A 14310-nucleotide genomic window follows, 5' to 3' on the forward strand; every position below is an offset into this window, starting at 1 on the left:
CAATCCCGTTTTAACGCCTGCCCGGCCGGGAATTCCGCCGTGGCCATGACGGAGACATCACCAAGCCGCATCCGCTTGAGCCATCATGTCGTGGTACTCGACGACGGGCGACGGATTGGACTTTCGGTCGGCGGCCGCGGGGTGCCGCTGTTATTCATGCACGGGCTCCTACTGAGCCGTCGGGCATATCTACGGATGCTCAGCCGGATCGCCGGAATGGGATTTCTGGTCGTCGCCGTCGATGCCGCCGGTCACGGCGACACCGGGCGACTGCCCAGCGACGCGTACGGCTTCACCGATCGCGCCGATTCGGTGTTGCGCACGCTGGACGCCCTCGGCATCGGACAAGCGTTGTTCGTCGGCCATTCGATGGGCGGGCGAATGACAATCCAGCTGGCCGCACGCGCGCCCGAGCGGGTCCTCGCCGCCGTGCTGTTCGACCCGGCGGCCGGAGCGCGGTTCGACACGACCATCCCAGAACTGGTGAAGTCCCCGACGAAGGCGCTGGGCGCCGCCTATACCGCGGTCCGCGACACACTGGGCGACCCGACGCAGCTCACACCCGGGGAGCAACTCGGATACTTCCGCGTGCTCGCGGCCGTGGCGGTGCCGAACCTGCGCTATCCCCTTGGGGCCGTCCGGACGATCAAGGCCATCATCGAATCCGGTGACTACACGCCGATGCTGCACACCATGCGCGACGAGGGGATGCCCACGATGGTGGTGCACGCCGAAAAAGACATGATCGTGCCGTTCCCACACGCGCGCGACATCGCCAACGAGTCCGATGCCACGCTTTACAAAGTGCCGGACGCGTACCACTCGTGGATGATCGCCAATCCGCGGCAGGGCGCCGACGCGTTTCGTCAGTTGCTCGACGGCGAACTGGGCGAGGTGCTTCGCAACGCCGCCGACACGATGGGCATCGCGGACGTCGATGACCACGAGGCGTGGGAACGCGAATTGCTGGACCCCGATGCGCTGGTCCTGGAGTTCATCCACGGTCGCGACCGAGTGGAGATCGGGGCCGAGGAGCTCGACCATGTCGACCTCGAACGGGTGCGCCGTACGGAGCGTTCACAGGAGCGGATGTCCTGGGCCCGACGAACGTATCGCCGGTGGGCGGCCAAGCACCTGCATCAGGCGCGATCGGTGATCCGGCAGAACACCCGGATCGAGCCGGAGCATCGCAAATAGCCACCGCTGGATAGCGCGTGGTGGGGCGGGCGTTCGCAACGGGAGGTTCGATGTCCGGATTTGGTCGAAAGACCGTGCTGATCACCTTCGGTCGGTCATATCTGTCACTCCACCTGGCCCGCCTGATGGGCGCCGCGGGACACGACGTGCTGATCACGGACTCGGTGCGGTTTCCCGTATCCAGGTTCTCATCGGCGGTCCGGGGGACGTTCCGTGCACCGCGGCCGAGGTATGAACCGGTCGAGTGGACACAGGCGCTCGCGCACATCGTCCGCGAGGAGGGCGTCGACATGGTCGTGACGGTCCACGAGGGGACCGAGATCCTGGCGAACACGATCAAGCGATACCCCGACCTGTTCCCGGACCGCCACAAGTTGTTCTTATCCAGTTTCGATCTCGAGGCCCGGCTGGAAAACAAGTACGAGTTCCAGGCCGCGCTCAAGACGCTGGGCATGCCCACGCTCGACTTCGCGCTCGTCCGCAGCCAGGAGGAGCTCGAAGCGTTGGACTTCGACCGGCCCTTCGCCCTCAAGCGCGTCTACTCGCGCGGTTCGCAGGACGTCCACAAGGTGCGTCCGGGTGAACTGCCGCGCGGCCTGAGTTTCGAAGAGGGGAATCCGTGGATTGCCCAGGAGTGGGCCGACGGCACGAACTATTGCTCGTATTCCGTCTGCCACGACGGTCAGGTGAAAGCACACGGGCTTTACCCGGTGCGTTACGCGATCGACGGCACGTCGTGCCTGTTCTTCGAGTCCGTCCAGCACGAGGGCATCGCCGAATGGACGCGCGAATGCGTCAAGGCGTTCAATTTCACCGGGCAGATGGGGCTGGACTTCATCGAAGTGCCCGGCCGAGGGCTGTTCACAGTCGAATGCAATCCGCGGGCAACCAGCGGAATCCTGTTGTTCGACCCGGAAACGCGGGTCGACAGGGCATTTTTCGGCGTGAACGACGAGGTCATCACACCCCGGCCCGGTGTAAGCAAGATGCTGGGCCCGGGGATGCTGATGTATGGGTGGCGCAAATCGTCGTTGGAGGGCAACACCTTTCGCGGATTCCTGCGAGATTACCGCCGTACCGACGACGCCGTCTTCACCCGCAGCGATCTCGGGCCGACCCTGGCGCTGCCGCTCGTCGCGGCAACCATTTTCACCGAGGCGGCTCGTTATCAAGTGAATATCCCGGACGCGTTCATGCACGATCACGACTGGGACGGCGGCGACCTACCGCTGTGAATCGCGCTGCGCGCGGCAGAAATTGGTGATCCGGGCGACGCTGTCACCGGGTGCGGTGAAGATGCCGCCGTGGCCTGCGCCGTCGATCCGTACGAACTCCGCGTTGGGGATCAGCCGAGCCGTCGCCTCGCAGAGGGCCGGCGGAAAGAACAGGTCGTGTTCGAAAGCCAGGACGAGCGTGGGCACTTGGATCGCGCCGAGATGCTCCGGGGTCGGTTCTCCGGACGTGATCCACTGCTGCGACGCCGTCAGCTGTCCCTTGAAACCCTCCTGTCCTGCCCAACCGCTCTCATAGCCGGCCGACAGCGCTTGCTGCCAGCCCCGCACGGTTGCCGGATCTTGCAGCATCGGCAGGTGAAGGGTGGTCAGTAACTGCTCGAAAACCAATACCTCGCGCGGCAATTCGCCATAGCGCTCGATCAGGCGAAGTTCCATCTCCCCCACCATCTCACCCACCGGCGAGGGCTGCAGCCCGGCGAACAAGACCAGCGCACGCACCAGGTCGGGTCGGCTACGCAGTAGCGCCTGCGAGGTGTAACAGCCCATCGAGTAGCCGACGACGGTGGGCAGGTCGACCTTGAAATGGTCGAGGATGGCGGCGGCGTCGGCGGCCAGGTCCGCCACCGAGTACGGCGCGGCCGGTGCAGAGGAGGGCGAGATGCCGCGCGCGTTGTATGCGATGACCTGAAATCCCGCGTCGACGAGGGACTGGGGAAGTCCGCAAATGTTCCACGTGATGCTCGGCATGCCGAGGCCGCCGACCAATAGAACGGTCGGGCCTTCGCCGGACCGTTGCACCGAGAGCTCGACCCCCGGTTCTGCGATGACAAACTCGAAGCCGTCGTCCGGCGTTGCGCCCGTTGCATCGGTCATTAGTTCAACTGTAATAACGGCGCTGCGAGAGTAGCTCCGGTTGCCAAAGGCGGGCGCGCTGTTGCCCAAGGGGTTGCATCATGCCGGCCGGGCGCGACCTGCTGCGAACCGTGCTCACTTCAGAAGGGACAGGCCTCCCGCACTTACCGGAGTGACACCGCTGTTCGGCCACGCGCACCTCCCTCATCCAGGGAGTGTCAAGGATCAACCGAAACACTGTCAGGCATCACCCGAAGCCGAAACGTCGAGCATCAACCGACGTCATACATGGTTCTATGTAGGGCGGGCGGGGCTCGAACCCGCGACCAACGGATTATGAGCCCCTATCCAGCGCCGCGCCGACCAGGCAAAACCGCTAGCTGGGATGGCTCAAATCGCCTGTAACACAGTGAAATTGACCATTGCCGATACGTCTTCGGTACGGGCTCAGTAGGGGCCAGATTCGCCCCTGGACGCCGCGTTGCCGCCGCGACGGGACGAGCTGACAGGTGTTAGCTAGTTAGCCAGGGACGGACCGCCGCCAACCCGCCGACCCACGCACGAGGTGATGGGACTTTGACGTTCACTGCCGATGAGGTGGCCGATCGACCAGCACCCGCTGTCCGTCTCGCCACTGAACGACGCGAATCCGATGGCCGGTTTGCACGCCGGTGACCGGGTCGACACGAAATCGACCGAACAAGGTGGTGGTGTCGAGTTGTTGTGACGCGGCCATCACCGGCAAGGATTCAATAGTGTCGGCTTCCTTCACGCAGCGCTGCCAGATGACACCTGCGGCGAAGGCCGCAGCTGCCGGATAGGGCGGCTCAATACCGTTCGCGTCCCGGTAACAGTGGCTGAACCACTCGCTGTTGGGTCCGTCCGCGGGATCATCTGTCCCGTCGTCGAACCACTGGCACGGTCCGTACAGCCCCTCCACGCGATCACCGATAGCATGCCGGAGCTCATCAACCCCCGCGGCAACCAATCCAACTGCGCGCCAACGGTGTTCGCTGGCCCACTGTGCGATCGAGACGTCGTCGTCGAAGGAACCGGCCGATAACAGCACATCGCCCGCCGGGACCTGCGCCAGCATGTCTCTGGCCCGGCCTGGCCGAAAAGTGACCGACCGCCGCAGGAGACCGAGTCTCCGGGCCACCACAGCCGCCTCTTCCGCCACCTCGCGACCAAACCCCGTGTCGACGTGCACTATTACCACCTCTGACCCCTCCCCAAGACCGTCGGCGACTAGGGTTTCGAGCACTGCGGCGAGATAGCGGTAAGCGGGAGACTCCACGTTGACGACACGCGGATACGCCGGCCGCGCGAGCCGGGCGGTCGCGCCACCGTGGTTCCAGACGACCCCTGTGCTGGCGGCCGCGGCCGCCAGCGCGGGCCCCGAACCGTACGGCCCGAACACCACGTTGGGCCGGCTAGCCTCGGCGGCCCGTATTGCGGACGCCGCGGAGGGGTAAGCGTCGATGACCTCCAGACTTACTCCGGAACTGTCAGCCCAGAGAGCAACAGCGCTCGCCCCTGCTATCCCGAATCTGGCCAGCGGGCCCGACAGTGGGGTAACCAGGACGGCGCGCGCTGCCACGCGCACAATTTAAACAGTGTGGCGAAGCCGAGCGCGAGCTTCGCGCGGCTGCCGCGTCGGAATTCAGCCACGGGCGTGGGGCTACGCGCCGACCTACAAGCGCGGACTTCGTCGCCGGAAAGCTGTAGTAGTTACTTCCGCTTCCGTTAAGTGACGAACGGGCGCACGATGTAGGGGTCCGCAGTCTCACCAGGACGAGAAGGGGGCGGGCGATGAAGGCAAATGTCGGCGACTACCTCGTGGTAAAGGGCACAACCACGGAACGGCATGATCAACATGCTGAGATCATCGAGGTGCGCTCGCAAGACGGCTCTCCGCCATACGTGGTGCGTTGGCTGGTGACTGGGCACGAGGCGACGGTGTACCCCGGGTCTGACGCAGTGGTCGTCACCGCCGCCGAGCATACGGAGGCCGCACGACGCACTGCCGCGCGGGCCCGCCACGCCGCCACAACCCGCACAGCGGTTCCGTGAGATTTGTTGGGCCAAGAGTAATTCGACGAGAGTCAGGTGTGTCGGCCAACACGGCCGGCTCACCCGGGTTTGGCCGTTTCGAACGGCTACCCGTTTCAGTCGGAATACCGACCCGCGATGCGTGTGTCGACTTCCAAACCGCTGGCGTCTTCGGGGATCTGTGGCTCGTCCAGCTTCGACATCTCGGTCTTCGAAGCCGCCGCTCCGGTGGAGGGCATAGCGGCTTCGTCGTCCCGACTCCCGGATGCTTGCGGTGTTGCTCGTTCCAAAAACCGGAGCAGTTCGACGGGGAAGGGAAGCACCAGGGTCGAGTTCTTCTCCGCGGCGACCTCGACCACGGTTTCCAAGAGCCGCAACTGAAGCGCAGCCGGGTGCACGGCCATCGTCTCGGCCGCTTGGGCCAGTTTTTCAGACGCCTGTAGTTCACCGTCAGCGGTGATAACCCGAGCGCGCCGCTCACGCTCCGCCTCGGCTTGGCGCGCGATCGACCGCTTCATCGAATCCGGCAGTACTACATCCTTAATTTCCACGCGGTCGATGTGAATACCCCAGCCCACCGCGGGGCTGTCGATCATCAACTCCAGTCCCTGATTGAGACCCTCGCGGTTGCAGAGTAGGTCGTCCAGGTCGCTTTTGCCGATGATTGAACGCAGCGATGTCTGCGCGACCTGGCCAATAGCGGACACATAGTCCTGTACGTCGACAACCACACGCACCGGATCCGCAACCTTGAAATAGATGACAGCATCCACACGCACGGTCACGTTGTCGCGCGTGATGCCATCCTGGGCGGGGACCGGCATCGTAATGATCTGCATGTTCACCTTCTTGAGGCGATCGGCGATCGGAATCAGCATCGTGAGCCCCGGCCCACGGACCCCGGTTTGCGCACGTCCGAAACGAAAGACGACGCCTCGTTCGAATTGCTTGACGACCCGAACGTTTGTGCCCAGCCAGAGCACACCAAGGCCGAACGCTGCGGCCAATGCGTAAAGGATGATCATTACGTCCACTTCCACCCGGGCAAGACCTGTCAGTGCTTCTCGGCGAGTGCGGGCGACTTACAGCCGATGAAACGTCGAGACCCCTCCAGTATGGGCCGATCACTGCAGACGTGCTGGGACCTCCGATCGAGGTCACGGCTGTGGCCCCAGTGCAGGGTCAGGCTAGATCGCCAGGACCGTGCCCCCGGTCGTCGGGCACCATGCCGATGTCGCCGGTTCGCCTGCACGGCAAGATGTTTGCGGTTGTTGAGGCGAACGCGAGTACAGTAGTTCGATGGTCGTCGCCCCGTCCAATGAGCGGATGATCGCCGGGGTCGCCGCCGCGGCCGTCGCGCTCGGAGTAGCCCAGCTGGTGGGCATCCCGTTCGGTGCGCGGGCCGACGCGCGTGCTGCGATCGGCTCAGTGGCCGTCGACCTGACACCGGGTCCCATCAAAGAGTGGGCAATTCAGAGCCTGGGCTCTCTGGACAAACTCTTCGTGGCCGTCGTCGTGCTCGTGGTGATCGCTACGATCGCTGCAATCGCCGGGACCCTCGAGACTCAGCGTCGCCCGCTCGGTAGCGCCATGGTCGGCGGGGCCGGCGTCCTCGGATGCATTGCAGTGCTGTCGCGGCAGGGTGCGACAGCACTCGACACCATCCCCACCGTCGCGGGCGCCGCCTGCGGCGTGGCGACCCTTCGCGTGCTCACCCGTCGGTTTTGGCCCGCCCTGGGAGACCCGGGAGACAGAGCCGACCACGACGAGCCGGATGCCGGCCGGCGCAGGTTGATCATGTTGGGATTGCTCGGATTCGGAGTAGTGAGTGGCGTGGCCGGTGCGGTCATCACGCGGTTGGTGCATTCGGTGGCCGCTGACCGCAACAGCTTCACACTTCCCCGACCGCGCACATCGGCGCCACCAATACCTGCTGATGTGCAACCGAACGGCGTTGCGCTACCGAGCTTTGTCACCGCCGGCGCCGACTTTTACCGGGTGGACACCGCACTCAGTGTTCCCCAACTCAGCCACGGCGACTGGCGGCTGCGCATCCACGGCATGGTGGACCACGAAGCCACCTACAGCTTCGACGACCTCGCCCACTTTGACCTGGTCGAAACGGTTACGACATTAACCTGCGTGTCGAATCCCGTTGGGGGCAAATTGATTTCGACGGGCATCTGGACAGGCTACCGGGTGGCTGATCTGCTTGCGGTGGCCCGTGCGCACGGAGACGCCGATATGATGCTGTCGACGTCGATCGACGGGTTCACCGCAGGAACGCCAGTGCAGGCACTCACCGATGGTCGCGACGCGCTCCTGGCCGTCGGCCTCAACGGTCAGCCGCTGCCGATCGAGCATGGCTACCCGGCCCGGCTGGTGGTACCCGGGCTCTACGGGTACGTGTCGGCCACTAAGTGGGTCGTCGAGATGGAGCTGACCCGCTTCGACAGAGCAGCGGCGTACTGGACGCGCCAGGGCTGGGCACCGCGTGGGCCCATCAAGACCGAGTCGCGGATCGATGTGCCGAAAGGTGGTCAGAAAGTGCCGATGGGGCCCGTCGTTTTTGGCGGTGTCGCGTGGGCACAGAATCGCGGCGTGCGGACCGTAGAGGTCCTCATCGACGATGGCGTGTGGCAGCCCGCTGAACAGGGCGCGAGCTATTCCAACGAGACGTGGCGGTTGTGGAGGTTCCCCTGGCAGGCGAAAAGCCCAGGGAAACACTCCATCACCGTGCGCGCCACCGACAACACCGGAGGCACCCAAACGGCAGATCAGGTTGGTACCGTCCCCGACGGCGCCACCGGCTGGCACACGGTGGACTTCACGGTGGTGAAGACATGAAGCGCTATTTCGACGAGAGTTTCCGCCAACTGAATAACGCGATCACGATGCCGATCAGCACCGTGATCGGACCAATGATGGACCAGGTCGTGGTGTTGCTCATCGGGCTCCCACCAAGCACTCCAAATCCCTGGAGCGCCCAGATCAGACCGAACACTGCGACAATCAACCCAACCGCGAATGTAACGACGAAAGCCCTTCGCATATAGGGATCCTACGCGCCGGAGAGGGGATGTCACGCCCTTGACCCAGCAGACCGCGCAGGCCATGGCTATCTTCCATCAAGCAATACCCTGCGCAATCATGCCATTCGGTGATCACCGCGCAGGTGGTTAGCGATCACCTCAGTGGTCAGCGCCAGATAGTGGCATTGCGCCCGACCGCATATCCACCGGTACCGTCGGCGCGCCGGTTAATTACGACGCATTAATTACGCTAACCCATAAGGTATCTGGAATAACCGCGACGGCCGGGAACCTGCTCCGGCGCTGCTGGGGCAGCCCAATCCCCTACACATCACGCGTCAGCGTAAACGTGCTGTGCCCCAATCACTTCGACACCTGCATAAAATTCGCTCAATAGGAACGCCGTTGCACCGCAACAGAATACCGTAGGCCATGCAGCCGGACACCTTCAACAGCTGGCACGCGGGTGCCATGCCTCAGGGTTGTGGCCGACCGGCTCGCGGGGAGGCCCACCGCCGCCAGGGCCGGGCGTAAGACGTTTACCGCGTCGCGTCGGTCCGTAGAATCCAACAGGGCAGCCTCCATCGGATGCGGACACGCACCGGCCGATGCGATCGATCCACCAACCCCTCTAGGCCCCGCACCTCATAGCGGGCCAACCACGAGTGCACGTCTGCCCGCAACATCCCCCACCTTCTCGGCAACCTACGACACCGACAGGCCATCACAAATCACAGCCATCACGGCCTGATACCTCTGCTCAGCCACGCTCAACTCCCTCATCTAGGGAGTGTCAAGGATCAACCGAAGCAACTGTCACCCATCAGCCGAAACACTGTCAGGCATCACCCGAAGGCGAAATGTCAAGCATCAACCGACGTCATGCACCTCTGGAAGTGGGGCGGGCGGGGCTCGAACCCGCGACCAACAGATTATGAGTCCCTAGATAGCGCGCGGACGACCAGCCAAAACAGTTCGACCCGATACATCAAATCACCTGCGCACCAAGATTTTTGGTTGTTGTCGGTACGGTTCCGGTACGGGTTCGGTACGGCTACAAAGCGCCCCCGATCGCCGGGGTGACGCCGGGGTGAGATAAGCGCAGAGGTGTTAGTTACGGTTGCTGGCGGACGGTCGTCGACCCGCCACCATATGACTTCATGGTCGATCGCCGAAAATCGTCCGCTTTCACCCGTCACGGCCACCGGGGGCCGCCGCGATCCGGGCACCAGCCCTGACTGCCGCTCGGACCCGGCCCCGCTTGGACTGTCGTCCATGTATTGAGGGCTACGCCGAACCGCGAACGCGCGCTGCGCTCCAAACTCAATCCATACGCGTACGAACGGGATCTCTACGAGACCCGTTTGGTTGAGGCTGGTGGTGCGGTGCTCGCCGCGGTGTCGTGTTCGGAGGACTGGAGCTGGTAGCGGCTTTTTTCAGAGACTCACGGTCCAAACGCAATTCGGCATTCTCCCGGCGCAGACGCTCCAGCTCTGCGCGTTCATCGGCATCAAGCACCAGCGCCAGTATTCCCGCCATCATCGGCTGCGCGGGCAAGGCGCACCCACCGACCCAGCAATTGTTCGCGACACCGACCTCGGCCGCCACATGGGCCACCGGCCGGGCCGTCTCGTCACCAGGCGGGCAGCTTGTTCCCGGAACTCCGGGGTGTACTTCCGACGCTTGCCCGACATACAGACAACCTTCCCGCAGGACCAGCGGTCCTACCAGTCAGATGTCCACCATCAGGGGTCAGTCCCAATGCGCATTGCGGGCCGTATAGATACCGTATATCCGGCAGTTGTACCGGGCGGAGTCGTCGTACCGTCATCCCAACCACTGCTCACAATTGTCGGAGGTCGGCCATGCTGGACCTGGCATTCGTTGCGCTGCTGGTTGGCCTGGCTGCGCTTGCCGTCGGATTCGCCGCCGCATGTGATCGGTTGATGGGTCCCGACGAGCCTGTGCTGGCTGAGACATCCCGTGAGTGCGCACCGCGGACCGAGCTCGAGTCGGCATGACGTTCGACGATGTGACAGGAATCGTTGTCGCGGTCTTGTTGGGTGCTTACCTGGTCTACGGGCTGGTCCGGCGCGGGGACGTTTAGATGTCTGCAGCGAGTTGGGCACAGATCGCGGCAGTGTTCGCGCTGCTGGTCATCAGCACCCCGATTTTGGGCGGTTACCTCGCTAAGGTGTACCGCAATGAGAAGGCGCCCGGCGATCGGGTGTTTCTTCCCGTGGAGCGGCTGGTCTACCGGTTGCTGCGCATCGACCCAGATGGTGAGCAACGCTGGATCGCTTATGTTGGCTCGGTGGTGGCGCTGACCGTCGTCGGCGTGCTGCTGAACTACCTTGTTTTTCGCGTGCAACACCTGCTGCCGGGCAATCCCGATCACCTCCACGGAGTGAGTCCGCCACTGGCCTTCAACACGGCGGTCAGCTTCGTGACCAATACGAACTGGCAAAACTACACCGGCGAATCCACGCTGAGCCAGTTCAGTCAGATGTTCGCACTGGTGGTGCACCAGTTTTTGTCCGCGGCCACCGGGATGGCGCTGGCAGCGGCGTTCATTCGCGGCGTGATCCGAACGCGGACAACGACATTGGGGAACTTCTGGGTCGACACGGTGCGGTCGCTGGTGCGGGTGTTGGTGCCGCTGAGCTTCGTGTTCGCCATCGTGCTGCTCGCCGCGGGCGTGATCGACAACTTCCATCCGACACAGGTCGTCCACACCATCTCATCGATGGGCACACCCGCCACCGGCGCCCAGCAAAGCATCCCCGGTGGTCCGGTGGCGAGCATGGTGCCGATCGAAATGATCGGCGACAACGGCGGCGGCTACTTCGGCGCCAATATGGCCCATCCGTTCCAGAATCCCAACCCGGTCATCAACGTGCTCACCATCTGGCTGGCCGCTGCGATTCCGTTCGCTTTCCCATGGGCCTACGGCCGGCTGGTTGGATCCATGCGCCAAGCGACGGTCGTGATCGTGGCCATGGCCACCCTGTATGTGTTCTCGGTGGTGGCGGTGGCAGCTCTAGAGGCCCACGGCAATTCGCACCTTGCTCAGCTAGGCGTCGTCCAGGCCGCCACGGGCACCAATCCCGGCGGCAACCTGGAGGGCAAGGATTTGCGCCTCGGGGCGACCGGATCGGCATTGAACGCCGTCACCATGACCGGCACCTCTACCGGTGGGGTGAACTCGGCCGTGGAGAGCTACACGCCGCTGGGCGGCGGCCTGCCGATGTCGGACATGATGCTCGGGGAGGTCATTCCCGGCGGCACCGGCACCGGTCTATACGGGATGTTGATCTTCGTGCTGATCACCGCGTTCATCGCGGGGCTGATGGTCGGGCGCACCCCGATGTATCTAGGTAAACGCTTGCTGGCCGGGGACATGACGTTGGCGGCGATCTACATCCTGGTACTGCCGGTCACCGTGTTGAGCTTCGCCGGGATCTCGCTGCTGCTGCCGTCGGCCGCCCACCAGATCTCCGCGACCGGGCCGCACGCGGTGACCGAGACCGTTTACGCGTTCACCTCTGCCGCGCATAACAACGGGTCGGCATTTGCCGGGCTGGCCGGCAACACCCTCTGGTACAACTCGACGCTGGGTCTGGCCATGTGGGTTGGGCGATTCTTCGAGATCATTCCGGCGCTGGCACTGGCAGGCTCGCTGGCGCGCAAACGCAGGTACACGGTCACCGCCGGAACCTTGCGTACTGACACACCGCTGTTCACCGCGCTGCTCGCCGCGATCGTCGTGATTTTGGTAGGTCTAACTTATTTCCCGGTGTTGGCTCTTGGACCGCTGGCCGAGCACTTCTCCGGGCACTTCGGAGTCTGAGCGATGACGACGCAGACGGCTGTCCCGCCCGGTCGGCACCTGGGCCGCGAAACGCGGCGCCTACGCGAGATGTCGGTACTCGATCCCCGGATCGTGCGCAGAGCCGTCGTCGATGCTCTGCTCAAACTCGATCCACGCGTGATGGTGCACAAACCGGTGATGTTCGTGGTCTATGTCGGCAGTATCTGGACCACGCTGCTGTTTGTGCGCGATGCACCCAGATCCAGCGGGGCGGACAACCTGTTCACCGGCCTGGTGGTGCTCTTCTTGTGGTTCACGGTGCTGTTCGGCAACTTTGCCGACGCGATGGCCGAGGGCCGCGGCAAGGCGCACGCCGACGCGTTGCGCCGGGCGCGGCAGGAAACCGTCGCCCACGTTCTGCACCCCGACGGCACCACGAAGGACACGCCGTCGCGGGAGTTGAAGGTCGGCGACCGCTGTGTCGTCGAAGCTGGCCAGGCGATTCCCGGCGACGGTGAGGTCATCGAGGGGATGGCGATGGTTGACGAATCGGCCATCACCGGTGAGTCGGCCCCCGTAGTGCGGGAATCGGGGGGTGATCTGTCGGCGGTCACCGGTGGCACCGTGGTGCTCTCCGACCGCATCGTCGTATCCATCACGTCCCCGCCTGGGCAAACCTTTCTGGATCGCATGATCGGGTTGGTGGAGGGCGCCAACCGCCAACGCACACAAAATGAGCTGGCCCTGACCGTGGTGCTGGTCAGCCTGACGTTCATCTTTCTGGTCGCTGTTAGCACTTTTCAGTTGGTCGCGATCTTCTCGGGGGTCAAGCAGCCGATCGTGTTGTTGGTTGCCCTGCTGGTGCGGCTGTCACCGACCACCATTGGAGCATTGATTTCGGCTATCGGCATCGCCGGCATGGACCGCATGATCCGCCACAATGTGCTGGCCATGTCGGGGCGGGCGGTGGAAGCCGCCGGTGATGTGACCACGTTGTTGCTGGACAAGACCGGCACCATCACCTTCGGCAACCGCATGGCCACCGAGTTCGTCCCGGTCGGCGACACCGACGAGCACGCCTTGGCCGACGCAGCCCACCTGTCGTCGCTGGCCGATGAAACCCCCGAGGGCCGCTCGATCGTCCAGTTCGCCCAGCACTACCACGGCTGCCAACCGAGCGACATCGCCGGTGCGAACCTGGTCAACTTCAGCGCCAAGACGAAGATGTCCGGCATCGACTTGCCAAACCGCAAAATCCGCAAAGGCGCCGTGGCAGCGGTCAGCGACTGGGTACGGGCCAACGGCGGCGCCGTGCCACCAGACATGGATGGCATCGCGGCGCGCATCGCCACCGGCGGCGGTACCCCGCTGGCAGTCGCCGACGAGAACACCTTGCTGGGGATCATCCACCTCAAAGACACTGTCAAGCCTGGCATTTCGCAGCGCCTCGGCGCCATGCGGCCGTTCGGGATCCGCACCGTGATGGTTACCGGCGACAATCCGGCCACTGCCGCGGCCATCGCCGCCGAGGCCGGTGTCGACGAATTCATCGCCGAGGCAACACCGGAAGACAAAATGGACCGGATTCGCGCCGAACAGGCCGGTGGCGACCTCGTCGCGATGACCGGTGACGGCACCAACGATGCGCCGGCCCTGGCTCTGGCCGACGTCGGGGTGGCCATGAACAGCGGCACACAGGCTGCCAAGGAGGCCGGCAATCTGGTTGACCTGGACAGCGATCCGACCAAGCTCATGGAGATCGTCGAGGTAGGCAAGCAACTGCTGATCACCCGCGGTGCGCTGACGACGTTCTCGGTCTGCAACGACGTCGCTAAATACTTTGTCGCGATCCCGGCGATGGTGCATGCCGTCTATCCGGAGTTGGGAGCGATCGACATTCTCAACCTGCACAACCCGCACACCGCGATCCTTTCCGCGGTGATCTTCAACGCGATCATCATCGTGCTGATGATCCCGCTGGCGTTGCGCGGTGTTCGCGTCAAGGCGATGGGTGCCACCGCGATGCTGCGCCGGAACGTGCTGATCTACGGGGTCGGCGGACTGATCACTCCGTTCGTGCTCATCAAACTGATCGACATCGGCATCGTCGCACCGTTAGGCATCCACTAAT

The 14310-nt window shown here is 63.9% G+C and carries 12 protein-coding genes and 1 pseudogene; 8 read left to right on the plus strand and 5 right to left on the minus strand.

Annotated features, from left to right (window positions below):
* The first annotated feature begins 45 nt into the window (after positions 1-45).
* A complete protein-coding gene (locus G6N50_RS09590) occupies positions 46-1197 on the plus strand; it encodes an alpha/beta fold hydrolase (protein ID WP_169926985.1) in 1152 nt (383 codons plus the stop codon).
* A 50-nt stretch (positions 1198-1247) separates the two neighbouring features.
* The gene (locus G6N50_RS09595; protein ID WP_083099603.1) at positions 1248-2432 is read left to right on the plus strand and encodes an ATP-grasp domain-containing protein; all 1185 of its coding nucleotides are present in this window, start codon (positions 1248-1250) and stop codon (positions 2430-2432) included.
* On the opposite strand, the gene G6N50_RS09600 is transcribed toward G6N50_RS09595, so the two are convergent.
* Both G6N50_RS09600 and G6N50_RS09605 read right to left on the minus strand, forming a co-directional pair.
* Positions 2421-3374, minus strand: coding sequence for an alpha/beta fold hydrolase (locus G6N50_RS09600; protein ID WP_232068924.1), 954 nt, complete (start codon positions 3372-3374; stop codon positions 2421-2423). The two genes, G6N50_RS09595 and G6N50_RS09600, sit on opposite strands and share 12 nt — an antisense overlap.
* A gap of 493 nt (positions 3375-3867) precedes the next feature.
* Entirely contained in the window at positions 3868-4890 is a 1023-nt protein-coding gene (locus tag G6N50_RS09605; protein WP_083099600.1) for an ABC transporter substrate-binding protein, read from the minus strand.
* A gap of 206 nt (positions 4891-5096) precedes the next feature.
* Here G6N50_RS09605 and G6N50_RS09610 point away from each other — a divergent pair, with 206 nt between their 5' ends.
* Entirely contained in the window at positions 5097-5357 is a 261-nt protein-coding gene (locus tag G6N50_RS09610) for a DUF1918 domain-containing protein (RefSeq protein WP_083099598.1), read from the plus strand.
* 95 nt (positions 5358-5452) lie between these two features.
* On the opposite strand, the gene G6N50_RS09615 is transcribed toward G6N50_RS09610, so the two are convergent.
* Positions 5453-6361 (minus strand): SPFH domain-containing protein, encoded by a 909-nt coding sequence (locus G6N50_RS09615; protein ID WP_083099596.1) that lies wholly within the window; start codon positions 6359-6361, stop codon positions 5453-5455.
* A 301-nt stretch (positions 6362-6662) separates the two neighbouring features.
* On the opposite strand from G6N50_RS09615, the gene G6N50_RS09620 reads away from it, so the two are divergent.
* On the plus strand, positions 6663-8183 hold the full coding sequence (locus G6N50_RS09620) for a molybdopterin-dependent oxidoreductase (protein ID WP_083099621.1): 1521 nt from the start codon (positions 6663-6665) through the stop codon (positions 8181-8183).
* Positions 8184-8187: 4 nt separating this feature from the next.
* Here the strand turns inward: G6N50_RS09620 and G6N50_RS09625 are convergent, their stop codons facing one another.
* Positions 8188-8388, minus strand: a complete 201-nt coding sequence (locus G6N50_RS09625) for a hypothetical protein (protein WP_083099595.1) — start codon at positions 8386-8388, stop codon at positions 8188-8190.
* 544 nt (positions 8389-8932) lie between these two features.
* Positions 8933-9151 (minus strand): annotated as a pseudogene (locus G6N50_RS09630) (helix-turn-helix domain-containing protein); the annotation flags it as partial.
* Between the two features lie 497 nt (positions 9152-9648).
* Here G6N50_RS09630 and G6N50_RS09635 point away from each other — a divergent pair.
* The 4 genes from G6N50_RS09635 (at position 9649) to kdpB (ending at position 14309) form a co-directional block, all read left to right on the plus strand.
* The gene (locus tag G6N50_RS09635) at positions 9649-9795 is read left to right on the plus strand and encodes a hypothetical protein (protein WP_158086118.1); all 147 of its coding nucleotides are present in this window, start codon (positions 9649-9651) and stop codon (positions 9793-9795) included.
* A 438-nt stretch (positions 9796-10233) separates the two neighbouring features.
* Positions 10234-10389 (plus strand): hypothetical protein, encoded by a 156-nt coding sequence (locus G6N50_RS09640; protein ID WP_158086117.1) that lies wholly within the window; start codon positions 10234-10236, stop codon positions 10387-10389.
* Between the two features lie 86 nt (positions 10390-10475).
* Entirely contained in the window at positions 10476-12218 is a 1743-nt protein-coding gene (kdpA, locus tag G6N50_RS09645) for a potassium-transporting ATPase subunit KdpA (RefSeq protein WP_083099593.1), read from the plus strand.
* A gap of 3 nt (positions 12219-12221) precedes the next feature.
* The gene (gene kdpB / locus G6N50_RS09650) at positions 12222-14309 is read left to right on the plus strand and encodes a potassium-transporting ATPase subunit KdpB (RefSeq protein WP_083099591.1); all 2088 of its coding nucleotides are present in this window, start codon (positions 12222-12224) and stop codon (positions 14307-14309) included.
* Position 14310 lies beyond the last annotated feature (1 nt).

This window comes from Mycobacterium mantenii, assembly GCF_010731775.1.
GTDB classification, from domain to species: Bacteria; Actinomycetota; Actinomycetes; order Mycobacteriales; family Mycobacteriaceae; genus Mycobacterium; species Mycobacterium mantenii.